At 66.7% G+C, this 22,281-nt stretch carries 17 protein-coding genes and 1 pseudogene; 4 read left to right on the forward strand and 14 right to left on the reverse strand.

Translation table 11 applies throughout. The annotated features are described in order from the left end of the window. Window positions 1–172 precede the first annotated feature (172 nt). A complete protein-coding gene (locus PSTAB_RS09200) occupies window positions 173–2,170 on the forward strand; it encodes an ATP-dependent helicase (RefSeq protein WP_013982660.1) in 1,998 nt (665 codons plus the stop codon). On the opposite strand, the gene PSTAB_RS09205 is transcribed toward PSTAB_RS09200, so the two are convergent. The 5 genes and pseudogenes from PSTAB_RS09205 to PSTAB_RS09225 form a co-directional block, all read right to left on the reverse strand. Beyond that, on the reverse strand, window positions 2,167–3,888 hold the full coding sequence (locus PSTAB_RS09205) for a bifunctional protein-serine/threonine kinase/phosphatase (RefSeq protein ID WP_013982661.1): 1,722 nt from the start codon (window positions 3,886–3,888) through the stop codon (window positions 2,167–2,169). The genes PSTAB_RS09200 and PSTAB_RS09205 overlap by 4 nt on opposite strands. A 63-nt stretch (window positions 3,889–3,951) precedes the next feature. Next, window positions 3,952–4,764, reverse strand: a pseudogene (locus tag PSTAB_RS09210) (formate/nitrite transporter family protein). Between the two features lie 167 nt (window positions 4,765–4,931). Then, window positions 4,932–5,315, reverse strand: coding sequence for a nitrite reductase small subunit NirD (gene nirD, locus PSTAB_RS09215; protein ID WP_011913098.1), 384 nt, complete (start codon window positions 5,313–5,315; stop codon window positions 4,932–4,934). Further along, window positions 5,315–7,873, reverse strand: coding sequence for a nitrite reductase large subunit NirB (nirB, locus tag PSTAB_RS09220; protein ID WP_013982662.1), 2,559 nt, complete (start codon window positions 7,871–7,873; stop codon window positions 5,315–5,317). The genes nirD and nirB overlap by 1 nt, the downstream gene beginning before the upstream one ends. A 390-nt stretch (window positions 7,874–8,263) precedes the next feature. Beyond that, a complete protein-coding gene (locus tag PSTAB_RS09225) occupies window positions 8,264–9,022 on the reverse strand; it encodes an SIR2 family NAD-dependent protein deacylase (RefSeq protein WP_013982663.1) in 759 nt (252 codons plus the stop codon). Window positions 9,023–9,228: 206 nt separating this feature from the next. Here PSTAB_RS09225 and PSTAB_RS09230 point away from each other — a divergent pair, with 206 nt between their 5' ends. Further along, complete coding sequence (locus tag PSTAB_RS09230) at window positions 9,229–10,557, forward strand: oxygen-independent coproporphyrinogen III oxidase (RefSeq protein ID WP_013982664.1); 1,329 nt, start codon at window positions 9,229–9,231, stop codon at window positions 10,555–10,557. A 6-nt stretch (window positions 10,558–10,563) separates the two neighbouring features. Here the strand turns inward: PSTAB_RS09230 and PSTAB_RS09235 are convergent, their stop codons facing one another. Genes PSTAB_RS09235 through PSTAB_RS09275 form a run of 9 tightly spaced genes read right to left on the reverse strand, consistent with a single transcriptional unit; the run spans window position 10,564 to window position 19,936 of the window. Next, a complete protein-coding gene (locus PSTAB_RS09235) occupies window positions 10,564–12,057 on the reverse strand; it encodes a methyl-accepting chemotaxis protein (protein ID WP_013982665.1) in 1,494 nt (497 codons plus the stop codon). Between the two features lie 51 nt (window positions 12,058–12,108). Further along, window positions 12,109–13,374 carry an SAM-dependent methyltransferase gene (locus tag PSTAB_RS09240; RefSeq protein WP_013982666.1) on the reverse strand — a complete coding sequence of 422 codons (1,266 nt, stop codon included), beginning with the start codon at window positions 13,372–13,374 and terminating at the stop codon, window positions 12,109–12,111. After that, window positions 13,361–14,176: a DUF1365 domain-containing protein gene (locus PSTAB_RS09245; RefSeq protein WP_013982667.1), complete on the reverse strand. Its 816-nt coding sequence runs from the start codon at window positions 14,174–14,176 to the stop codon at window positions 13,361–13,363. The genes PSTAB_RS09240 and PSTAB_RS09245 overlap by 14 nt, the downstream gene beginning before the upstream one ends. After that, window positions 14,173–15,420, reverse strand: coding sequence for an NAD(P)/FAD-dependent oxidoreductase (locus tag PSTAB_RS09250; RefSeq protein ID WP_013982668.1), 1,248 nt, complete (start codon window positions 15,418–15,420; stop codon window positions 14,173–14,175). The genes PSTAB_RS09245 and PSTAB_RS09250 overlap by 4 nt, the downstream gene beginning before the upstream one ends. A 2-nt stretch (window positions 15,421–15,422) precedes the next feature. After that, window positions 15,423–16,190: an SDR family NAD(P)-dependent oxidoreductase gene (locus PSTAB_RS09255; RefSeq protein WP_013982669.1), complete on the reverse strand. Its 768-nt coding sequence runs from the start codon at window positions 16,188–16,190 to the stop codon at window positions 15,423–15,425. Beyond that, a complete protein-coding gene (locus PSTAB_RS09260) occupies window positions 16,187–16,615 on the reverse strand; it encodes a nuclear transport factor 2 family protein (protein WP_013982670.1) in 429 nt (142 codons plus the stop codon). The genes PSTAB_RS09255 and PSTAB_RS09260 overlap by 4 nt, the downstream gene beginning before the upstream one ends. Continuing rightward, a complete protein-coding gene (gene phrB / locus PSTAB_RS09265; protein ID WP_013982671.1) occupies window positions 16,612–18,042 on the reverse strand; it encodes a deoxyribodipyrimidine photo-lyase in 1,431 nt (476 codons plus the stop codon). Before phrB ends, PSTAB_RS09260 begins: the two co-directional genes overlap by 4 nt. Beyond that, window positions 18,039–18,974, reverse strand: a complete 936-nt coding sequence (locus tag PSTAB_RS09270; RefSeq protein WP_013982672.1) for a MerR family transcriptional regulator — start codon at window positions 18,972–18,974, stop codon at window positions 18,039–18,041. Before PSTAB_RS09270 ends, phrB begins: the two co-directional genes overlap by 4 nt. 2 nt (window positions 18,975–18,976) lie before the next feature. Further along, a complete protein-coding gene (locus tag PSTAB_RS09275; protein ID WP_013982673.1) occupies window positions 18,977–19,936 on the reverse strand; it encodes a YbgA family protein in 960 nt (319 codons plus the stop codon). 329 nt (window positions 19,937–20,265) lie between these two features. Between PSTAB_RS09275 and PSTAB_RS09280 the strand changes: the two genes are divergently transcribed. Further along, complete coding sequence (locus tag PSTAB_RS09280) at window positions 20,266–21,168, forward strand: TIGR01777 family oxidoreductase (RefSeq protein ID WP_013982674.1); 903 nt, start codon at window positions 20,266–20,268, stop codon at window positions 21,166–21,168. A 75-nt stretch (window positions 21,169–21,243) separates the two neighbouring features. Then, window positions 21,244–22,269, forward strand: a complete 1,026-nt coding sequence (hemH, locus tag PSTAB_RS09285) for a ferrochelatase (RefSeq protein ID WP_013982675.1) — start codon at window positions 21,244–21,246, stop codon at window positions 22,267–22,269. Window positions 22,270–22,281: the final 12 nt, after the last annotated feature.

The raw sequence follows: 22,281 nt of genomic DNA on the forward strand, positions 1-22,281 counted from the left end.
GAAACATAGGCTGTTCAGCTCGGACAGCCATTTGCGTGCGAAATCCTGCAGGCGAAGCTGCCCGGCGCCTCATCTCAGCGAGTTTGCCTGCCGTTCGTTCCCGCGGCAGCCAGAGTACAGGGAAAAACCCTTACCATATCAATGATATGTGAATGGTCACGGTGAATTTCCGATGCTTTCTGCCGTCAAGCGCTACAGGTCCCTGGTCGCCGGGGTGCTGAAGCGCTGCTTTCCACGCACCTCGGCCCATCTGCGCGACGAGGACGAGCTGCTGTTCCGTCGCTGGGGGCATGGGCCGGACAAGGCGCAACCGCAGTCCACGGGCAAGCGCAGTGGCAAGGCCCAGGGCAAGGCCAGGGGCGCCAAGGGCAAGGCCAAGCCGAAGTCGGCAGCCAAGGCGGACGCCAAGGAAGGCGGCCCCGCCAAACCCCGGCGAGCGGCTGCGCAGGGCATCTACCCGGCGGCCGCGCTGAAGGTGGACGAGGGCCAGGTTCGTGCCATGCGCGAGCGTGTCGAGCAGGCGGTGGCAGCCGGTATCGTCAGCGCGCCGTCGGAGGAACAGTGGGCGATGATCCTGGGGCGCAGCCCGCTGACGCGCATCTTTGCCGGCGCCGGTTCAGGCAAGTCGACCACCTTGCTGCTGCGCGTGGTATTCATGCTCTGCCACCTGGGCATCGAGCCGGGACGGCTGACGGTGATCTCCTTCACCAATGCCTCCTGTGGGCAGCTGCGCGAGCAGCTGCTGCGGGTCCTGGCGTTCTGGCAGTTCCCGTTCGACGAGCGCCAGGCGCGCCAGTGCGTGCGCACCTTCCACTCGGCCATGGCACAGCTGGCGCGCGAAGTGCTCGGCACGGCGCAGTGGTTCGAGCAGCTGGACGACAAGGCTGCCGCGGGCGACGAGCCGGACAACCCGCTGGCGAATGCACGGTTGCGTCCGGCACAACAGCGCCTGCTCAAGCAGGCCTACCAGCGTTGCTATGCCGAGCAGCCGGATTTTCGCGAGCAGGTGCACCGGCTGCTCGATCTGCCCGGGCCGGCGGTCGAGCCTGCCAAGGGCAGGCGTGCCGCGCCAAAGGCGCCGGAGAAGCCCTTCAGCCTGGCCGGCGAGTTCGCGGCATTGCCGTTGTACGAGGCGTTTCACGTCCAGGCCGGATTCATCGAGAGCATCGGCCTGCGCATCGATCGCCTGCAGCCGTCCCAACTCGAATGCACATCCCGCGAGCGCCAGTTCATCGAGGCACTGATCGCGTTCCACGGCTGTTTCCAGGCGGTGCTGCGCGAGCAAGGCCTGCAGACCTTCAACGCTGCCTTCCAGCAGCTCGGCGAGCGCCTGACCGCCGCTGACGGCGTACCGCCGGCGAGCCTCGTACCGTTCCAGCACCTGCTGATCGACGAGTTTCAGGACATCTCGCCGCAGATCGTCCAGTGGTTGCAGGCGCTGCATCGGCAGCTGGCCCGCCAGGGTTCGAGCCCGAGCCTGATGGCCATCGGTGACGACTGGCAGTCGATCTACGGCTGGCGCGGCAGTTCGCCGGAGCTGTTCATGGAGTTCGACCGGCACTTCCCGCGGCGTGGCGCCAAGGGCAGCGAAACGCTGCTGCTGGAAACCAACTACCGTTCCATCGAACCGGTGATTCGCGATGGCGAGGCGGTGCTGGCCGGTGTGCGCTTCAAACAGGCCAAGACCAGTCGGCCGAACCGGCCCATGCAACCGGGTGACCACGGCGTCCGGCTGGTCACCGGTTTCGAGCTGAACGGCGGACTGGCACAACTGGTCGCCGAGATAAAGGCGCAATGCGCCCACGTCGTCGAGCGTGGCAGCCGCGAGCGCACCGCGGTGCTGCTGCTTGGCCGACGCAACGACACGCTGCGCGCCATCCAGGCCGAGCTGGATCGCAAGCTGCCGGTCAAGGCCTATACCATCCATCGCGCCAAGGGCCTGCAGGCGGAGGTCGCCATCGTCGTCGACGACTGCCTGCCACCGCAGGCGCACCCGCTGCGCAATGCGCTGTATGCGTACTGCGGGTTCTTTCGCAACAGCTATGACCAGGCGATGGCCGACGAGAGTCTGCGCCTGGCCTATGTGGCGATCACCCGCGGCGTCAGTCGGGTGCTCTGGTACACGCGCAAGGCGCAGGGCGCGACGGCACTGTTGCGCCCGCGCGGCTAGCGCAGCAGCAGTGCAACGACCGCCAGCCCCAGCAGCAGCGACAGGCCTTTCCAGAACAGCAGCGGGTTGCGTTCCAGCAAGGGTGGGCGAGTGCGGTTGAGCAGCGCCGGGTTGGGCTGGCGCAACTCGAAGACGAACTCGGACAGATCGGCGTAGCGCCGCCGTGGGTCGGGATGCAGCGCCTTGGCCAGCACCTCGTCGACCCAGGCCGGGATCTCGCGCTGGGCGTCGCGTACCGAGCGGTAGTGCAGGCGCTTCTGCGCGGCCAGGGTGCGTGCCTTGCAGACATCGGTGCCATAGGGCAGGCGACCGCTGAGCAGCTGGTAGGCGATCACCGCGAGGGAGAACTGATCCGAACGCGGCGAGCCCGCCTCCCCAAGGAAATACTCCGGCGCGGTGTAGGCGGCGGTGCCGAGCAGCGCCTCCTGCGGATCCGGGGCCTGTCGGTCGGCGAGCCCGGCAACCCGTGTCGAGCCGAAGTCGATGATCTTCAGCGTGCCGGTGGCGTCGATCAGCAGGTTCTGCGGGCGCAGGTCCTGATGCAGCATTTCCAGGCGGTGAAAGGCGCGCAGGCCGCGGGCGATCTGTTCGACGAAGCCGCGTACGGTGGTCAGGTCCGGCGTCGGGTGGTCGAGCATCCACTGCGCGAGCGTCTGCCCTTCGATGAATTCGCTGACCGTGTACAGGAAGTGCCGCCGGCGTGGCGGCGGGCAGGCCTTGACCACGTGAGGGTTATCGATACGCCGGGCGATCCATTCCTCGAGAAGGAAGCGCTCGAGATAGGCCGGGTCGCCACGCTGATCGAGTGACGGCGTCTTCAGCACCACCTGCGCGCCGCTCTTTTCGTCGACAGCCAGATGCACGTGGCTGCGGCTGCTGGCATGCAGCTGACGAACGATGCGGTAGCCGTCGAACTGCGTGCGCGGCTCCAGCAGCGGCGGCAGGGCCAGTTCGCCGAGCTGGCGCTGCACGTCGTCGGCCGCTTGCTCGGGCAGGCTGTCGATGCGCACCAGCTGCACGGTGAGGTTGTCATCGCTGCCGTTGACCAGCGCCTGTTCGACCAGCTGCCGCGCTGCAGCGTCCAGGTCGTCGGCATGGGTCGCAACGATATCGGCCATCGCGCGCGGATCGAGGTGCTCGTACACGCCGTCGGTGGCGAGCAGGAACAGATCGCCCAGTGCCAGCGGGAGGTTGCGGTAGTCGATTTCCAGATGCGGGTTGATGCCCAGGGCGCGGCCGAGATAGCTGGTTTCGGCGCTGACACGCACGCGGTGATCCTCGCTCAGCTGTTCGAGGGTGCCTTCACGCAGGCGATGGATGCGCGCATCGCCGATGTGGAACAGGTGCGCGCTGCCGCCCTTGAGCACCAGCGCACTGAAGGTGCAGACATAGCCGCGGTCGCGGTCATAGCGGTAAGGGCCTTGGCGGGTCTGCGCATGCAACCAGGAGTTGACTGCCACCAGCACGCGCTGCGCCGACTGTTTCACCGACCAGGCATCGGAGGTGCAGAAGTAGTCCGAGAGAAAGCTCGCCACTGCGGTTTCGCTGGCGATATGGCTGACCTCGCTGCTGCTGATGCCGTCGGCCAGCGCGATGGCGATGCCCTTGCTGGCGAGCTGCGCGTCGGTGGGAATGCAGGCGCCGTGAAAGTCCTGATTGAGCGGCTTGCGTCCGGCATCCGAATGCTGGCCGAGGGAGATAACGAGTTGGCTGGGCATCTTCGATCTGCACGAAAGCCCCGGACGCGAATGCGCAACCGGGGCTTTCGGCCGCACTCCCGATCAGTAGACGCTGCGCTTGGGCGCCGTGCGTACGTGGGTGGTGTAGAGCGTGAGGCCGGTGAAGGCCAGGCCGCCCACCAGGTTACCCAGCGCGGTGGGGATCTCGTTCCAGACCATGTAGTCCATGACCGAGAAGTCGCCGCCCATGATCATCGCCGAGGGGAACAGAAACATGTTCACCACCGAATGCTCGAAGCCCATGAAGAAGAACAGCATGATCGGCATTCACATGGCGATGACCTTGCCGCTCACCGAGGTGGAGATCATCGCGCCGACCACGCCCATCGAGACCATCCAGTTGCACAGCATGCCGCGCAGGAAGATGGTCGCCCAGCCCGCCGCGCCGAACTCGGCGTAGCCCAGGGTGCGGTCCTCTCCGATGTGCGAGATCTTCTCGCCGATAGGTCCCGGTTCGGTGGAAAAGCCCATGGTGAAGACGAAGGCCATCATGAAGGCCACCACCAGCGCGCCGCCGAAGTTGCCGAGAAACACCCAGCCCCAGTTGCGCAGGATGCCGCCCACGGTCACGCCCGGGCGGCGGTCCAGCAGCGCCAGCGGCGTCAGCATGAAGACCCCGGTGAGCAGGTCGAAACCCATCAGGTAGAGCATCACGAAGCCCACCGGAAACAGCATGGCACCCACCAGCGGCGAGCCGGTCTGCACGGTCACCGCGACCGCGAACACCGCGGCAAGAGCCAGGATCGCGCCGGCCATGAAGCCGCGGATCAGGGTGTCGCGGGTGGACATGAAGATCTTCGATTCGCCGGCGTCCACCATCTTGGTGACGAACTCGGAGGGGATGATGTAGGACATGTCGGTCTCTCTGAATGGCAGTAGGGGGCCAGGCCCGCGACGGCGGCCGCGGGGCGCTGGCTGAGCGATGTGGGTGGCTGGCGAGTCGGGGTCAGCTTTGCGGTCAAGTCCGCTCCCGCAGGATCGTTGCGGTATTCAAGGAACGTTGCCCGGGCAACGGGCGGCGATCAGCCCGCGGCGATCTGTACCTCGTCGCCGATCAGGCGCACCGGCCATACCTGCAGGCGCTGCTCCGGGTACTCCAGGCAGCTGCCATCGGCCAGGCGGAAGTGCTGCTTGTACAGCGGCGAGGCGATCACCAGTTCGCCCTTGAGGCTGCCGACGATGCCGCGGCCGATCACGTTGGCGCCCGACTTGGGGTCGCGGTTCTCGATGGCGAACAGCTGCTCGCCGTCCGCGTTGTCAGGCAGGTGGAACAGCGCCACCTGGGCGCCATCGTGCCAGGCCACCACACCGGAATTGGCGACCAGATCGGCACGGCTGCACAGCGTCTGCCAGGCCGCCGGCGCGTTGGAACGGGAGTCGAGACGAACGACGTTGGACTGGCTCATCAGAGCACCTCCTGGGTAAGTGGGATCAGGTGAAGTTCGCTGGCGCGCACCGGCCGACGCTGGCCGCGCTCCTTGACGAAGTGGATGTCCGGATCGGCGCGCCCATCGTTGACGAAGGTGCGGAAGCGCTTGAGCTTCTCCGGATCGGAGATGGCGTTGGCCCATTCGCACTGGTAGCTGTCGACCACGTGCTGCATCTGGCTCTCCAGCTCGGCGGCGAGGTTCAGGCTGTCGTCGAGGATGACGTCCTTCAAGTAGTCCAGGCCGCCTTCCAGGCTTTCGCGCCAGACCGAGGTACGCTGCAGCTTGTCGGCGGTGCGCACGTAGAACATCAAGACGCGGTCGATGATGCGGATCAGCGTTTCGTCATCGAGATCGGTGGCGAACAGTTCGGCATGCCGCGGGCGCATGCCGCCGTTGCCGCAGATGTAGAGGTTCCAGCCTTTGTCGGTGGCGATCACACCGATGTCCTTGCTCTGCGCCTCGGCGCATTCGCGGGTACAGCCCGATACGGCGAACTTGATCTTGTGCGGCGCACGCAGGCCCTTGTAGCGGTCCTCCAGGCGCAGCGCCATGCCGACGCTGTCCTGCACGCCGTAGCGGCACCAGGTACTGCCGACGCAGGATTTCACCGTGCGCAGGCTCTTGCCGTAGGCGTGGCCGGTTTCGAAGCCGGCGGCGATCAGCTCGCCCCAGATGTCCGGCAGTTCGTGCAGCTGAGCGCCGAACAGGTCGATGCGCTGGCCGCCAGTGATCTTGGTGTAGAGGTCGTATTTCTTCGCCACCTGGCCGATGGCGATCAGCCCCTCGGGGGTGATCTCACCACCCGGGATGCGCGGCACCACCGAGTAGGTGCCGTTCTTCTGCATGTTGGCCATGAAGGTGTCGTTGGTGTCCTGCAGCGGAATCAGCGCCGGATCGGTGATCGGCTGGTTCCAGCACGAGGCCAGGATCGAACCCACGGTCGGCTTGCAGATGTCGCAACCGACATGGCCGCGGCCGTGCTTGGCCAGCAGTTCGGCGAAGCTCTGGATGCCCTCGACGCGGACGATCCCGTAGAGCTCCTGGCGGGTGTAGGCGAAGTGTTCGCAGAGGCTCTTGTCAACCGCCACGCCGCGCGCCGCCAGTTCGGCGTCGAACAGCAGCTTGAGCAGGGCATTGCAACCGCCGCAGCCGGTGGCCGCCTTGGTCGCGGCCTTGAGCTCGCCGAGGTCGGTGACGCCAGCGTCGACCTGGCAGCACACCGCGCCCTTGCTGACGTTGTGACAGGAGCAGATGGTCGCGCTGGTCGGTAGGGCGTCCGGGCCAAGCGTCGGCGCGCCCTCGGTCTGCGGCAGGATCAGGCCGGACGGATCGGCCGGCAGCTTGATGCCGTTCTGCGCGTACTGCAGCAGGGTGTCGTAGTAGCTGTTGTCGCCTACCAGCACCGCGCCCAGCACGCGCTTGCCATCGGCAGAGACGACCAGGCGGCGGTAGCTGGCGCTGGCCTCGTCGATGAAACGGTAGCTCCGGCTGCCCGGGGTCGCGCCATGGGCGTCACCGATGGAACCGACATCCACGCCGAGCAGCTTGAGCTTGGTCGACATGTCGGCACCGAGGAAGGGCGTGTGCGCTGCGTCGGCCAGTTGCGCGGCAACGCAGCGGGCCATGCTGTAGCCCGGGGCGACCAGGCCGAACACGCTGCCGTTCCAGCTGGCGCATTCGCCGATGGCGAAGATCACCGGGTCCGAGGTACGGCATTCACTGTCGACTACCACGCCGCCGCGTGCCGCCAGTTCCAGGCCGCAGTCACGGGCCAGGGCGTCCTGCGGGCGAATGCCCGCGGAGAAGACGATCAGGTCGGTTTCAAGAAATTCGCCGTCCTGGAAGACCATGCGGTAGGCGTATTGCTCGCCGACGATGATCTCCTGGGTGGCACGCGACAGGTGCACGCCGACACCCAGCGCCTCGATGCGCGCCTTCAGCGCCGCGCCGCCGGCATCGTCCAGCTGCACCGGCATCAGCCGCGGGGCGAACTCGACCACGTGGGCTTCCAGGCCCAGCGACTTCAGCGCATTGGCCGCTTCCAGGCCGAGCAGGCCTCCGCCGACCACCACACCGCGGCGTGCGCCGGTTGCGGCCGCGCGAATGCCGTCGAGATCCTCGAGGGTGCGGTAGACCAGCCGCGAGTTGCCTTTAGCACCGGGAATCGGCGGCACGAAGGGGTAGGAGCCGGTGGCCAGGATTAGCTTGTCGTAGGGCTGGCGGCCGTTGCCGGTGACCACTTCCTTGCGCTCGCGGTCGATCTCCAGCACCTGCTCGCCCAGGTGGGCCTGTACGCCGTGGCGGCTGTAGTAGTCGGCTTCGCACATCGCCAACGACTCGGCATCGCGGCCGCCGAAGTACTCGGACAGGTGTACGCGATCGTAGGCGCGCTGGCGCTCCTCGCCGAACACGTGCACGTCGTAGCGGGCGAGGGCGTCCTGTTCGATCAGCTGTTCGATGCAGTGATGCCCGACCATGCCGTTGCCGACGATGACCAATGTCTCGTGCTTGAGCGGGGTGACGGTTGAACTCATAGCCTTTCCTCTCGAGCGGCTGCGGCACGCGGCCGGCAAAACGCAAAAAGGCGCCTGGAGCTGGGGTCAGCTCCAGGCGCCTTTGCCTGGTTTCAAAAATGTCGTGGGGGTGATTGGCCTGGCGTCGTTGCCTGGTTCACCCGGTCCCGTGCCTACTGGCGTGCGGTCGTCGCTGACCGCCTGGGACGTGCTGCCGTGCTGGCAGCTGTTGCAAGGGATTTAGCAGGTTGCGTGCCAGCTGCGCCGGGGCACCGCTGCAACCCCCGGCCGGCGGGCCCGTGCGGGCTTGTCCGGGGGTGCGAATCGCCGCCGGCCGCGCGAGGCGGTTGAACCACTTCGGTGCGAAAAGGGCTGTGCGCTCACTGCTTTGGGGCGCTTTGCGCGCGGCGCTCAGCCGCCGAAAGCCTCGCGAACCAGCTGCGGCAAGGCCTGGCCGGCGGGCAGCGCGAGCAGGTGTTCGTGCGCACTCTGCGGCGCCTCGCCCTGTGGGTTTACATGCACCAGCGTGGCGCCGGCGGCCCGCGCCAGATGCGGCACTTCAGCGGCGGGATAGACAACCCCTGAGGTACCGACCGACAGCAGCAGGTCGCAGGCCTGGGCAGCGGCGAAGGCGGCGCGCAACGCATCGCCCGGCAGGCTCTCGCCGAACCAGACCACGCCTGGCCGCAGGCGTCCGCCACAGTGGCGGCAGCGCGGCGGTTCGAGACGACGTCCGGCTTCGGGTTCGTCGGGTGCGGGCAGCGGCTCGGCCGGCTCACGGGCGCAGGCGAAGCAGCGTGGCCGGTGCAGGCTGCCGTGCAGGTGGATCACCTCGCGGCTGCCGGCGCGTTCGTGCAGGTCGTCGACGTTCTGCGTGATCAGCGTCAGCTGCGGCACATGGCTGGCGAGCTCGGCGATGACCATGTGCGCGGGGTTCGGCCGAGCCTGGAGAACCTTCATCCGGCGCCACTCGTACCAGCCCCAGACCAGCGCCGGGTCGCGACGAAAGGCGTCGGCAGTGGCCAGTTCGCCCGGATCGAAACGCTCCCACAAGCCGGTGAGCGCATCGCGAAAGGTCGGGATGCCGCTCTCGGCGGAGACACCGGCACCGGTGAACACCACGACATGGCGCGCCGAACGCAGGGACGAAAGCAGAGAGGCTGGGATCACGGGCGGCTCCGGTGGCTGGCTGGTCGGACATCAATAGCACCGTGTGACGGGCTTGCCAAAGATTGCGCTGCACCGATTGCGGGGCGGGTGGCTACCGTCCGGCTGCTCGCTGGGCCCATCTGTCACCTACTTGACGGGCGTCAAAGCCGCCTGGCTCCGCTCCCGGATGATGCCGAGTACGCGAGATTCGAGGGTGGGAGGCGCTTATGCTTGGCTCAGTGACCTGGGACGAGGCCTTGGTACAACGTTACGGACAGTTCGGGCAGCTGCACTGCAGCTATCCGGCTGCGGTCGATTTCAGCGACCGTGTCGCACCGCTGGACCTGTTGCGCGCCCTGCGCGAAAGTCGCCGCGGCGGACGGCCGCTCTCCCTCTCCATTCATCAGCCGGACGGCGCCGGCCTGCAGCCCGAGGCCGCGGCGGCTTACCTGCAGCGGCTCGAGCGCGAGATCGAGCAGCTCGGCTGTCACGCCGGGCCACTGCAGGCGGTCGAACAGCTGCGCCTGAGCGTCGGCACCCTCGGTATCGAGGCGCTGCGCCGCCTGCTCAGCCAACTCAAGCGGCGCTTCGCCTTCGTCGAACCCCATGCCGGCAGTTTCCTGGCCGAGGTGGAGCTGGCCCATGTCGACTGGCCGCTGATCGGTGCGCTGCACGAGCTGGGCTTCAACCAGCTCAGCGTCGCGGTACCGGACCTGCGCGCCGATGATGGCGGCACGGTGGAGTACTTCCGCAGCTCGGCCCGCATCCGTGCGGTGATCGAGGCGGCACATGCGCTGCACTATCGCTCGGTGAACCTGGACCTCGGCTACGGTCGCTCCTGGCAGACCCCGTCGAGCTTCGCCCGGAAGCTGGCTTCGATCATCGAGCTCGCGCCCGATCAGGTCACCATGTTCGATTACCGTGATGCCGTGCCGGCCGCTGTCGGCCGCCTCGGCCTCGCGTCGCCGGCCGACACCCTGGCGATGTACCGGCACGGGGTGGAGCAGTTGAGCGCGGCGGGCTACCGCTACATCGGCCTGGGCAAGTTCGTGCTGCCGCATGACGACCTGGCCATGGCCCAGGAGATCGGCGCGCTGCACCATGACTTCTGCGGCTACAGCCTGCAAGGCGACTGCGACCACCTGGGCTTCGGCGTCGGCGCCGTCAGCCGGGTGGGCGGCCTGTTCTGCCAGAACGCCGATCGCGTGCCGGCCTACCAGCGGGCGCTTGATCAGGGCCAGCTGCCCTGCGTTCGCGGCCTGCATGCCAATCACATCGATCCGTTGCACCGTCTGCTGCTCGAGCGCCTGCTCTGCACCTTCGCGCTGGATTTCGATGCCCTGAGCCTGCAAAGCGGCGTCGATGTGCGTCAGCGCTATGCGCAGCACTGGCCGGCGCTGCGCCAGCTGCACGCCGATGGTGTGATCGTGCTGGACGACAGCGGGCTGCGGGTTCCCGCGCAGGCGCGGTTGCTGGTCGCGGCGGTCTGCGCGGCCTTCGAGCAGCCTGGCGCGGTGACCATCGGCCACTCGGCCGGTAACACCGCGCGGCGCTGAGGGCCGTTACAGGGCGAAGCGACCACCCAGGCTGCCGAGGCGGCCGGCCAGCTCGTGCAGCTGGCGACCGCCGCTGTCCAGCGCGCTGGCATCCCCGGCGTTGCGTTCGGCCACCTGCTGCACGCTCTGCAGATGGCGGCCCATGTCCGCCGAAACGGCAGTCTGCTCGTGGGTGGCCGCGGCGATCATCTCGTTCATCTGGCTGATGGCTTCGATCTCGTAGGCGATGGCGTCGAGCAGGGCGGTGGTGTCCTGGCTGCTACTGACGCAACGGGCAACGCTGGCGCGGCTGTCGTGCATCGCTTCGGTGGCCTGGCGACTGCCCTGCTGCAGTCGGCTGATGATGCCCTGGATTTCGCTGGTGGAGGCGGCAGTCTTGCGCGCGAGGCTGCGCACCTCGTCGGCCACCACGGCGAACCCGCGCCCCTGTTCGCCGGCGCGCGCCGCCTCGATGGCAGCGTTGAGGGCCAGCAGGTTGGTCTGTTCGGCGATGTTGCGGATCACTTCCAGCACGCGATCGATCTGCTCCGCTTGTGCCGCCAGGTCCTGCACCACGCGGTCGGTACCCTCGATATGTTCGGCCAGGGTGCCGATCTCGTTGCGCACGCCGCTGACCGCCAGGCGACCGTCACCGGCCTTGCGACTCGCACCCTGTGCGGCCTGGGCGGCGCGATCGGCATGGCCGGCGACGTCGTCGATGGCCACCGTCATCTGTTGCATCGCCTCGACCATATAGGCGGTTTCGTCCAGTTGGCGGCTGGCGCCCTCGCGCAGCTGGCGTGTCGCCGTGCTCAGGTTAGCCGCGGTGCCGTCCAGGCCTGCAGTGTCGCGCACCACCGCGCCGACCAGTTCGCCGAGCTGGTCCAACATATGATTGAAGCGCTGGGTGACCGGGCCACTGGCGCGGCTGCGGCAGCTCAGGTCGATGCGCTCGGGATGCGCGGTGATGGCGGCAGCGGCGCCGAGCAGGGCTTCGCCTTCGCGGGCTTCGGCATTGGCGCGGAACGCCAGGTAGATGAGGATGGCGCTTTCCAGTACCACGTAGAAGGCATGCAGGAACACCACGCCCCAGGTTCCTTCCGGCACCAGATAGACGCCCGCGCCCTGTTGCTGCAGGGCGAAGAAGCTCAGGTGATGCACCGCGATGGTGGCGGCCGCGACGACGATCGGTAGCCAGTCGCGGTAGTACACCAGGAATGCCAGCAGGGCGAAGATGCCGAAATGCATTTCCAGCAGACCATGGGCCTGGTTGATCTGCAGTGCGGCCAGCACCATGAACGCGGCACCGATCAGGCAGCGCAACAGACGTTGGCCAGGAATCAGCAGGTACAGCGCGGTCATCGAGACGGCGGTCAGCCCGCCGATGACCAGCGCCTGTGCCCAGTTGCCATAGAACGCCGCGATCCCGCAGGAATAGGCCAGCAGAAACCAGATCACGCCGAGCATGATACGGTCGGCCTTGAGGTAGTGCGCTTGCAGCGTGACGCTATCGGTGCTCATGGGTGACTCCGGATGATGTGCGGTCTGGTTATCGGCAGCCGAGGCGCCGAATTACCCGACATAGAGGGGTTTCCGACGAGTGCCCGGTTTGCCCAGCAGCAGCTGTGCGGTGCCGATGGCGCGCTCGAGAAAGCCGCCTTCGCAGTAGCACAGGTAGAACTCCCACAGGCGGTAGAACTGCTCGTCGTAACCGTGGCGCTCCAGCTCGCCACGCGCCTGGCGGAAGTTCTCGTGCCACAGGCGCAGGGTGCGCGCGTAGTGCTCGCCGAAGTCCTCCATGTGCAGCAGGTTCAGATCGGTGTGCTGCGTGGCGACATCGAGCATGCGCTGCAGCGAGGGCAGGGCGCCGCCGGGAAAGATGTAGCGCTGGATGAAGTCGACATTGCGCCGCGCCTGCTCGTAACGCTGGTCGCGGATGGTGATCGCCTGCAGCAGCATCAGGCCGTCGTCCTTGAGCAGCCGCGCGCACTGGCGGAAGTAGCCTGGCAGAAAGTCATGCCCCACGGCCTCGACCATCTCGATGGAAACCAGCTTGTCGAATCGTCCTTCGAGATCGCGGTAGTCCTTGAGCAGCAGCGTGATGCGGTCCTGCAGACCCTCTTCCTCGATGCGCCTTTGGGTATAGGCGAACTGCTCGTGCGACAGCGTCGTGGTGGTCACCCGGCAGCCATGGTGGATCGCGGCATACAGCGCCATGCTGCCCCAGCCGGTACCGATCTCCAGCAGATGATCGTCGGCTTGCAGATCGAGCTTCGCGCAGATGCGCTCCAGCTTGTGCAGCTGGGCGTCCTCCAGGCTCTGCTCGGGCGTGGCGAACATGGCCGCCGAGTACATCATGGTCGGATCGAGGAAGCGCTCGAACAGCTCGTTGCCCAGGTCGTAATGCGCGGCGATATTGCGCTGCGAACCGGCGCGGGTGTTGCGGTTGAGCCAGTGCAGCGCCTTGATCACCGGCTGGCCGAACAGCGCCAGCGCGCCGCGCTCGATGCTGTCCAGCACATCCAGGTTGGCAACGAACAGGCGGATCACGGCGGTCAGGTCAGGGCTGGTCCAGTAACCATGGATGTACGCCTCGCCCGCGCCGATGGAGCCGCGTGCGGCCACCAATCCCCAGAGACCGGCGTCGAGCACATGGATCTCGGCCTTCAGCGGGCTTGCCAGGTCACCGAACAGCTGCTGCTGATCCCCGTGGTGCAGCGTCAGCTGACCGTGACGCAGCTTGTACAGCTGATGCAGCACGGTGCGGCGCAGCAGGCCGGCGGCCAGTCCCATCCCGGCCAGCGGGTGGGCTTTGACGGTCAGGCTAGGGCTCTTCATGGCGGCCTCCTGTGGAGTGGGTAACGGCCAACCCGAACGGCTTCGTCGGGGGCCGATGGTTGAAGATCGGCGTGCGCTTGAGCAGCAGGCGCAGCGCCTGCCAATAGATGGCGAGCAGGGTCTTGGCGGTCATCCAGGGGAAACCGAACAGATAGCGATGCACGGCGCCGCGGCCAAGCGGCTGGCGTTCCAGGCCGAGGGTGGCGTCGAACAGCTTCAGTTCGCCCTGCCAGTCCTCCATGTGCACGCCGATGCGCCGGCCCGGCGGGTTGAAGCGCATGCGGTACTCCAGGGCCTCCGGCAGGAACGGCGAGACGTGGAAGGTCTTGGCCACGCTGCAGCGCAGATTGCGGTTGCCGTTGGCCGGCAGTACGTAGTGATAACGCTCACGCCAGGGCGTGTTGCTCACCTCGCAGAGCACCGCGGCGAGTTGCTCCTGTTCATCGAAGCAATAGAAGAAACTGACCGGGTTGAAGCACAGGCCCCAGCTGCGCGGCTGGGTCAGCAGGCGCACCGCGCCGGTGACCGGTCGACCCAGCGCTTCGCTCACGCGCTGGCGCACGGCATCGGCCAGTGCGATGCCCTGTCCGGTGTACTCCGGCAGGTAGTCGCGCTCGCGGAAGGAGAAGGGGGCGAAGCGCCCACGGCCACTCAGCGGTGAAAGGCCGAGCACCGCATCCTGCTCGGCCAGGTCCAGGTAGAGCAGCCCCATGCGGTAGCTGAACGCATGGGCGCGCGGCGCGAAACGCCGGTGCTGCACCCAGCCGCGGTACAGCGCGCTGTGTACGATGGCGCCGTTCACAGCGCGGCTCCGAAGGCTGCGGCGACGCGCAGGGCACTGACCACGCCGTCCTCATGGAAACCGTTGCCCCAATAGGCGCCGCAGAAGTAGCTGTGGTTGGCACCCTGCAGCTCCGCGGCGCGGGCCTGGGCGGCGATGCCGGCAAGGCTGTACTGCGGATGGGCGTAGGTGAAGCGCGCGAGAATCTGCTCCGGATCGATGGCGTCGGTCTGGTTGAGGCTGACGCAGAAGGTCTGTGGCGCCTCGATACCCTGCAGGATGTTCATGTTGTAGGTGACGGCTGCCGGCTGCTGGCTCGGTCCGCCGAGACGGTAGTTCCAGCTGGCCCAGGCACGCGGGCGCCTGGGCAGCAGGCGGATATCGGTGTGCAGCACCACGTCGTTACCGGCGTAGCCGATGGCGCCGAGGATGTCGCGTTCCGCCTGGCTCGGCTGTGCCAGCAGGCGCAGCGCCTGGTCGCTGTGGCAGGCGAAGATCACCTTGTCGAAACGCTCGGCACCGGCCGGGCTCTGGATCGTCACGCCATGCTCGTCGCGCAGCACCTCGAACACCGGGCAGTTGAGGCGGATATGCTGGCTGAAGCCCTTGGTCAGCGGTGACACGTATGCGCTCGATCCGCCCTCGACCACGTACCACTGCGGGCGGTCGTTCACCGACAGCAGCCCGTGGTTCTTGCAGAAGCGGATGAAGAACTCCAGCGGAAACTCCAGCATGTCGGCCGGCAACATCGACCAGATCGCCGCACCCATGGGCACGATGTAGTGATCGATGAAGCGCTGGTTGTAGCGACCGAGTCGGAGGTAGCTGCCAAGGGTGACCTGAGGGGTGATGCGACCGTTGTGGTAGTCGTCCAGCGCCTCGCGATTGAAGCGCAGGATGTCGCGCAGCATGCCCCAGAAGGGGGGCGAGAGCAGGTTGCTGCGCTGAGCGAACAGGGTGTTGAGGCTGTGCCCGTTGTATTCCAGGTCCCGCTGGGGGTCGCAGACCGAGAAGCTCATCTCGGTGGGCTTGTAGCGGACTCCGAGCTGGCCCAGCAGCTTGATGAAGTTGGGGTAGGTCCAGTCGTTGAAGACGATGAAGCCGGTGTCCACCGCGTAGTCGCGTCCGTGCACGCGCACGTCCACCGTATGGGTGTGGCCGCCGATCCAGCTGGCCGACTCGAACACGGTGACGGCGTGCTGGCGGGCCAGCAGATGCGCACAGGTGAGACCGGCAATACCGCTGCCGATGATGGCGATCTTCATGGTTATCCTTCCTTGAGAGGCGTGCGCGCCAGTCGCCGACCGAGGGCGAACTGCAGGCGCGCGGGCAGGTGCGAGAGCAGGCGCAGCACGGCGATGAACGGTGCGGGAAAGGCGATGTGCAGCGGGCGGCGTTCCAGGCGCCGGGCGATCTGTCGTGCAGCCTTGTCCGCCGGCCAGCGCATGGGCATGGGAAAGTCGTTGTGACGGGTCAGCGGTGTATCGACGAACCCCGGGCTGACCAGCGTGACGTCGATGCCTTCGCCAGCCAGGTCCAGACGCAGCGATTCGAGCAGGTAGCGCAGCGCGGCCTTCGAGGCGCCGTAGGCTCCGGCGCGCGGCAGCGGCAGCCAGGTCACCGAGCTGCCGATGCCGACCAGATGCGGTCGCACCCCCTGCCGCAGCAGGGGCAGTGCAGCCTCGATGCAATGGCCGGCGGACAACAGGTTGGTCTGCACGACCCGCTGCAGCAGGGCCGCCTCGAAATGCCGGGCGTCGATGTACTCGCAGCTGCCGGCATTGAGGATCACGCTGTCCAGCGCGCCCCAGTGCGACTCGATCGCCGCGCCGATGGCACGTACCTGTTCGCTGTCGGTGAGGTCGCCAGGCAGTGCCAGTACCCGCCCCGGATAGCGTCGGGCAAACGCCAGCAGCGGCTCGGCGCGACGTGCCGATAGCGCCAGACAATGCCCCTCGGCCAGCAGCAGACGTGTCAGTTCGAGGCCGATGCCGCTGCTGGCACCGGTCAGCCAGATCCGACGCGAGAGGTTCATGCCAGTCTCCGCTGCAGCCAGCGGATCGCCGAGCCGAGCAGCGGTACGTGCTGGTAGAGCAGCGCGCCGGCATCGAAATAGTCGCGATGCCGCTCCACCTTGCCGTCGGCGTTCCAGCGCAACAGCGAGCACCCTTCCAGGCTGATCAGCTGGCCGCGATTGAGGCGCGGGTGGCGAAAGCTCATCAGCCAGCGCAGGTAGCCCTGTCCCTCGCACACCTGGTCGTGGCTGATGAACTCGAAATGCAGCTGCTCTACGTTGGCGTACAGTTCGGCGAAATAACGCTGCAGTTCAATCAGACCGACCACCTCGTGCAGCGGGTCGGTGAAATGCACGTCATCGCTGTAGAGCTCGCCCAGGCGCTCCAGCTTGTCGGCATCCAGATTGGCGAACTCGGCCGCGAAGCGATGCAGGAAGCTGCTCATGGCCGGACGTCCGGCAGGTTGCGGAAGGCGTCCAGGGCTCGCGCGCGGCTTTCCCCGAGGTCGATGATCGGTGCCGGGTAATCGGCCTTGCCGAACAGGCTGCGCTGCGCGGATGGGTTGTGTATCTCGCGCTTGCCCAGTCCCTGCAGTTCCGGCAGCCAGCGGCGCAGGAACTGGCCGTCCGGGTCGAAGCGCTGTGACTGGCTGATGGGGTTGAACAGGCGGAAGTAGGGCACCGAGTCGGTTCCGGTGGACGCGCTCCACTGCCAGCCGCCGTTGTTGGCGGCCAGATCGCCGTCGATCAGGTGGCGCATGAACCAGCGCTCGCCCTCGCGCCAGTCGATCAGCAGGTTCTTGCTGAGGAACATGGCCGTGACCATGCGCAGGCGGTTGTGCATCCAGCCGGTTTCCCGCAGCTGCCGCATCGCCGCATCGATGATCGGAAAACCGGTGCGGCCCTCTTGCCAGGCCTGCAGCTCGTCGGTCGCGCGGCGCCACGGCAGCGCTTCGGTCTCGGCGCGGAAGGCGCGGTGCATCGAGACCCGTGGGTAGCCGACCAGGATGTGCTTGTAGAACTCACGCCAGAGCAGCTCGTTGATCCAGGTGGTGGCGCCGGCGCTCCCGCTGTCCAGCTCGCCGCGGTTGCTTGCCACGGCCGCGTGCAGACACTGGCGGATGGAGATGACACCAGCCGCGAGATAAGCCGACAGCTGGCTGGTGCCGGGTTCGGCCGGCAGGTCGCGGCGTTGGTGGTACTGGTGCAGATCGTCTTCGATGAACGCCGCCAGGCGGTGCTGGGCGAAGGTTTCGCCGGCGGGCCACAGCGTGCGCAGGTAGTCGCTCGGCCGATCGAAGCCGCGCACCTCGTCCGGTGGCACGTCGCTGGTGACGGTCATGGCTTGCTGCGGGGCCGGTGGCGCGACGCATGCCGGCAGCGACATCGCCAGGCGTGCAAGGCAGGCGCGGCGGAACTGGCCGAACACCTTGAAGTAGCCACCCGACTGGGTGAGCACGCTACCCGGCGCGAACAGCAGCTGGTCGAGATAGCCGCGCACGTCGATGCCGGCGGCCCGCAGCCGGGCGACAACGGCCTGGTCACGGCGTTGCTCGTTGACGCCGTATTCGTCGTTGTAGTGCAGGCGCTGCACGGCCAGCTCCTGGCAGAGCTTGAGCAACGCGTCGGGCGCGGCCTGCCAATCCTCTACGTCGCGAATCAGCAGCGGCACATTGAGCGCCTGCAGCCGGCCCGCCAGCTCGACGAGGTTGCGCAGCCAGAAGTCCACCTTGCAGACGGCATCGTCATGGGCGAGCCACTGGCCGGGCGTGATCAGGTAGACCGCGACGGTAGGGCCGGCGGCCATGGCAGACGCCAGGGCGGTGTTGTCGCTCGTGCGCAGATCGCTGCGCAGCCAGATCAGCTGCGTCATGCGGCACCTCCCTCGCTGCCGGGCAACAGGCCGGCGTGCTGCAGGCACTGCAGGGCGCTCAGCGGATCGTGGGCCAGTGTCAGGCCACGCTGGCCCTGCAGCACCGGCGCGTGGATGTGCACGGCCGGGCCGGTCATGAACAGCGGTGCGGCGCTCTGTTCGAGCAGGCGCGGCAGGTCTCGCTGCAGGCAAAGGCCCGGCAGGCTGTTGCTGGCATACAGCAGGACGGCGCGCGGCCGAATGCGTTCGCCGGCCAGACTCAGCTCGTTGAGCGGCACCGGCCATTCGATGACTTCCACCGGGCAGTCGGTGCTGGAGATCAGCCAGGCGCTCAGCCAGAGGCCGGGCGTGAAACTGTCCTGGTCGAGATTGACCAGCAGCAACGGGCGGCCTGCCTGCTGGCGATTGTTGAAATAGATGCGGCTGCCCAGCTTGCTGCGCAGCCAGGAGTGGAACAGCACGCGCTCCAGCGATGCGCCGTACTGGCCCTGCCAGCGTCGCTCCAGGGCTTCGAGCAGCGGCTGCAGCAGGTGCTGGAAAAGCGTGCGCGGCGGGTAAAGGGCGACCGCGCGGTTGAAGGCGTCATCCAGCTGCCGTTCGCTGAAGCGATCGATCGCCTGCAAGAGCTCGTCGAGCAGTGCAGACCACTGATTCTGCTGCGGCAGCTCCGGCGGCGTGCTGGTGCCGAGCAATGTCCTGATCTGGCTGACCGCCACGCCGCGATTGAGCCAGGTGACGATGTCACGGATGCGCTCGATGTGGGTGTCGTCGTACAGCCGGTGCCCCTTGGCCGTGCGCAGCGGTACGATAAGCCCGTAGCGGCGCTCCCAGGCGCGCAGGGTCACGGCGTTTACGCCGGTGATGCGGGCCACTTCGCGGATGGGCAGCAGGCCGTCGGCGGTCAGCTGCGCCAGGTCCGTTGGTTCGATCATGGTCAGATTCCGTTACGCAGACTGAGTGTTTCGGGGTGCGGCTGCAGGTAGGCCTGGCGCGCGATGTAGTGGTCCGGGTGGCGGCGGAAGTGGTGCTTGAGCAAGGTCAGCGGCACTACCAGCGGAATCACGCCTTCGCGGTACTGGTCGATCAGCCGGCGCAGTTCACGGCGGTCGTCCGATCCGAGGGCATCCTTCAGGTAGCCGCTCAGGTGCAGCAGCACGTTGCAATGCGTGCCGCGAGTGGCGGGCTTCTTCAGCGCCCGCATCAGCTGGCTGAAGTAGCCTGGGGCGAAATCTTCCAGCGCGTGCTCGGCCAGGGCCGCGACCCGTCGGCCGAGCGCCTTGTACTCCAGCGGGTTGCTGGCCATGAGCTGGTACTTGTAGCGCGAGTGGAAATCGACGATGGCGCGACGGCTCAGACCGGTCTGCAGCAGGCGCTGCCAGTCGGCGTAGGCGTAGACGCGGGTGAGGAAGTTCTCGCGCAGCACGGCATCGTTCAGTCGTCCATCCTCCTCGATCGGCAGATCGGGGCGTGCCTGCATCAAGGCCTGGGCGAACACGCCGGTGCCACCGCCGGGCAGGGTGTGGCCGTTGGCGGCATAGACCTTGACCCGCTCCATGCCGCAGGACGGCGACTTCTGCATCAGGATGTAGCCGCTGATGTCGTGTAGCTGCTCGGCGATCTGCCGACCGTAGGCGGACAGCGCGTCGGTCACGTCCAGCTCCGGGCGCACCGTGCCGACCGCACGCGGCGCATCGGCATCGCCCACCAGGCGGATCGGTTCACGCGGCGTGCCGAGACCGATGGCCACTTCCGGGCAGACCGGCACGAATTCGAAATGCTGTGCGAGTGTCTCGCTGCACAGGCGCGATTCCTTGTGGCCGCCATTGAACCGCACCGGGTTGCCGAGCAGGCAGGCGCTGATTCCGATTCGGGGGGTGGGGAGCGTGGTGTGCATGATGACAACCTCTTGTACAAGATGAATTTCTGTACAACTTGATGTCATCATATTCTTCGTCTTGTACAAGTCAATATGTGATGTACAAGATCGCATGCATTTTCTTGTACAAGAAGGCGGCTGCCGGCAGAATAACGCTCAGCAACGCGGTGTCGCATCCTTGGCGGACCGTCAATACGCGCTTCAGGCTCCCAGCGGTACCGACGGTGGCGGCTCTTTCTGCAACGAACGGGGCGCCATCAGCTGTACATTCGAATAACCATGTATAGGTGTATGCTGTAGTTCAGGCGGGTCGACCAGCACAGCGCGCAGCGCAACAGGAGCTCACCATGAACATCTTGCTCACCGGCGGTACCGGGTTGATCGGGCGCGCGCTGTGTCGTCGCTGGCAGGCCGACGGGCATCGACTCTGGGTCTGGAGCCGCTCACCGCAGCGTGTGGCGCAGCTGTGCGGCGCCGAGGTAAAGGGCGTCGGCAGCCTGCAGCAGCTCGATGCGGTAGCGCTGGACGCCGTGGTGAACCTGGCCGGTGCGCCCATAGCCGACCGACCTTGGACAAAGGCACGCAAGAGCCTGCTCTGGGACAGCCGAGTGAGGCTGACCGAGGAGCTGGTGGAGTGGTTGGGCCGGCGCGAGCAGAAGCCGGCGCTGCTGATCTCTGGCTCGGCAGTCGGCTGGTACGGCGACGGCGGCGAGCACCGCCTGACCGAAGCTGATCAGCCGGTCACCGCCGACTTCGCCAGCCAGCTGTGCAACGCCTGGGAAGAGCGCGCCAGCGAGGCCGCGGTGTTGGGTATTCGCGTGGTGCTGATACGCACCGGGCTGGTGCTGGCGCGTGATGGCGGCTTCCTGCAGCGCTTGCTGCCAGCGTTTCGCCTGGGGCTGGGTGGCCGGCTGGGCAATGGCCGGCAGTGGATGCCCTGGATTCATATCGAAGACCAAATCGGTCTGATTGATTTTCTTCTGCGGCAGCCGGCGGCCAGCGGCCCGTACAATGCCTGCGCACCGACGCCGGTACGCAACCTGGAGTTCACTCGCAGCCTTTCCCGCTGCCTGCATCGACCGGCGTTGCTGCCGGTTCCGGCAGCGCTGCTCAAGCCTTTGCTCGGCGAACTTGCCGGGTTGCTGCTCGGTGGCCAGCACGCCCAGCCGCAGCGGCTGCAGGAGGAGGGCTACAGCTTTCGCTTCACCGATCTGGACTCGGCGCTGGCCGACTTATTGACGCACCCCTGAGCGGTGCACCCTGTGTGAAAATAGCGCGCCTGCCTGGAGCGAGGCGCCACCCTTTAACGTAGTCAGGAAGTTTGCATGACAGAGCAGGCGTTGTTGTTGGTCAATCTGGGTTCGCCAGCCTCCACGGAAGTCGCCGATGTGCGCCGCTACCTCAACCAGTTCCTGATGGACCCGTACGTGGTCGATCTGCCGTGGCCGCTGCGCCGCCTGCTGGTCTCGATGATCCTGATCAAGCGGCCCGAGCAGTCCGCACATGCCTATGCCTCGATCTGGTGGCCGGAAGGCTCGCCGCTGGTCGTGCTCAGTCGCCGTTTGCAGGAGGCTGTAAAACCGCACTGGACGCAAGGGCCGGTCGAACTGGCGATGCGTTATGGTGAGCCGTCCATCGAAACCACACTGACCCGCCTGGCCGGACAGGGCATCAACCAGGTGACGCTGGCTCCGTTGTATCCGCAGTTTGCTGACAGCACCACCACGACCGTCATCGAAGAGGCGCGCCGGGTCATCCGTGAGCGCGGACTGAGCCTGCAGCTGTCGATTCTTCAGCCGTTCTACGATCAGCCGGAATATCTCGAAGCGCTGGCAGCCAGTGCCAGGCCGCATCTTGAGCAGGATTTCGATCACCTGCTGCTGAGTTTTCACGGATTACCCGAGCGCCACCTGCACAAGGTCGATCCGACAGGTTCGCATTGCCTGAAGAGTGACGACTGCTGTCAGCGGGCTGAGGGCGCCGTGCTCGCCAGCTGTTATCGCGCGCAGTGCATGCGTACCGCTGCCGGATTCGCCGCGAAGGCGGGGTTGCGCGACGATCAGTGGTCGGTTTCTTTCCAGTCGCGTCTGGGGCGAGCCAAGTGGATCGAGCCCTATACCGAGGCGCGCTTGGACGAGCTCGCCGAGCGTGGGGTGAAGAAGTTGCTGGTAATGTGCCCGGCCTTTGTCGCCGACTGCATTGAAACCCTCGAGGAGATTGGCGACCGCGGGCGCGAGCAGTTCGTCGAGGCCGGTGGCGAAGAGCTGGTGCTGGTGCCGTGTCTAAACACTCACGAGGACTGGGTGCAGGCGTTGGTGAAGCTGTGCAGTCGCGCGCCACTGGCGCTGTAGCAATAACGGCTG

The sequence above is a fragment of the Stutzerimonas stutzeri genome, assembly GCF_000219605.1.
Lineage (GTDB): Bacteria > Pseudomonadota > Gammaproteobacteria > Pseudomonadales > Pseudomonadaceae > Stutzerimonas > Stutzerimonas stutzeri.

What these genes read in the sequence shown, in the direction of transcription:
- PSTAB_RS09200 (WP_013982660.1), top strand. Translation starts at nt 173, where the DNA reads ATGCTTTCTGCCGTCAAGCGCTACAGGTCCCTGGTCGCCGGGGTGCTG.
- PSTAB_RS09205 (WP_013982661.1), bottom strand. Translation starts at nt 3,888, where the DNA reads ATGCCCAGCCAACTCGTTATCTCCCTCGGCCAGCATTCGGATGCCGGA.
- nirD (WP_011913098.1), bottom strand. Translation starts at nt 5,315, where the DNA reads ATGAGCCAGTCCAACGTCGTTCGTCTCGACTCCCGTTCCAACGCGCCG.
- nirB (WP_013982662.1), bottom strand. Translation starts at nt 7,873, where the DNA reads ATGAGTTCAACCGTCACCCCGCTCAAGCACGAGACATTGGTCATCGTC.
- PSTAB_RS09230 (WP_013982664.1), top strand. Translation starts at nt 9,229, where the DNA reads ATGCTTGGCTCAGTGACCTGGGACGAGGCCTTGGTACAACGTTACGGA.
- PSTAB_RS09235 (WP_013982665.1), bottom strand. Translation starts at nt 12,057, where the DNA reads ATGAGCACCGATAGCGTCACGCTGCAAGCGCACTACCTCAAGGCCGAC.
- PSTAB_RS09240 (WP_013982666.1), bottom strand. Translation starts at nt 13,374, where the DNA reads ATGAAGAGCCCTAGCCTGACCGTCAAAGCCCACCCGCTGGCCGGGATG.
- PSTAB_RS09250 (WP_013982668.1), bottom strand. Translation starts at nt 15,420, where the DNA reads ATGAAGATCGCCATCATCGGCAGCGGTATTGCCGGTCTCACCTGTGCG.
- PSTAB_RS09255 (WP_013982669.1), bottom strand. Translation starts at nt 16,190, where the DNA reads ATGAACCTCTCGCGTCGGATCTGGCTGACCGGTGCCAGCAGCGGCATC.
- PSTAB_RS09260 (WP_013982670.1), bottom strand. Translation starts at nt 16,615, where the DNA reads ATGAGCAGCTTCCTGCATCGCTTCGCGGCCGAGTTCGCCAATCTGGAT.
- phrB (WP_013982671.1), bottom strand. Translation starts at nt 18,042, where the DNA reads ATGACGCAGCTGATCTGGCTGCGCAGCGATCTGCGCACGAGCGACAAC.
- PSTAB_RS09270 (WP_013982672.1), bottom strand. Translation starts at nt 18,974, where the DNA reads ATGATCGAACCAACGGACCTGGCGCAGCTGACCGCCGACGGCCTGCTG.
- PSTAB_RS09275 (WP_013982673.1), bottom strand. Translation starts at nt 19,936, where the DNA reads ATGCACACCACGCTCCCCACCCCCCGAATCGGAATCAGCGCCTGCCTG.
- PSTAB_RS09280 (WP_013982674.1), top strand. Translation starts at nt 20,266, where the DNA reads ATGAACATCTTGCTCACCGGCGGTACCGGGTTGATCGGGCGCGCGCTG.
- hemH (WP_013982675.1), top strand. Translation starts at nt 21,244, where the DNA reads ATGACAGAGCAGGCGTTGTTGTTGGTCAATCTGGGTTCGCCAGCCTCC.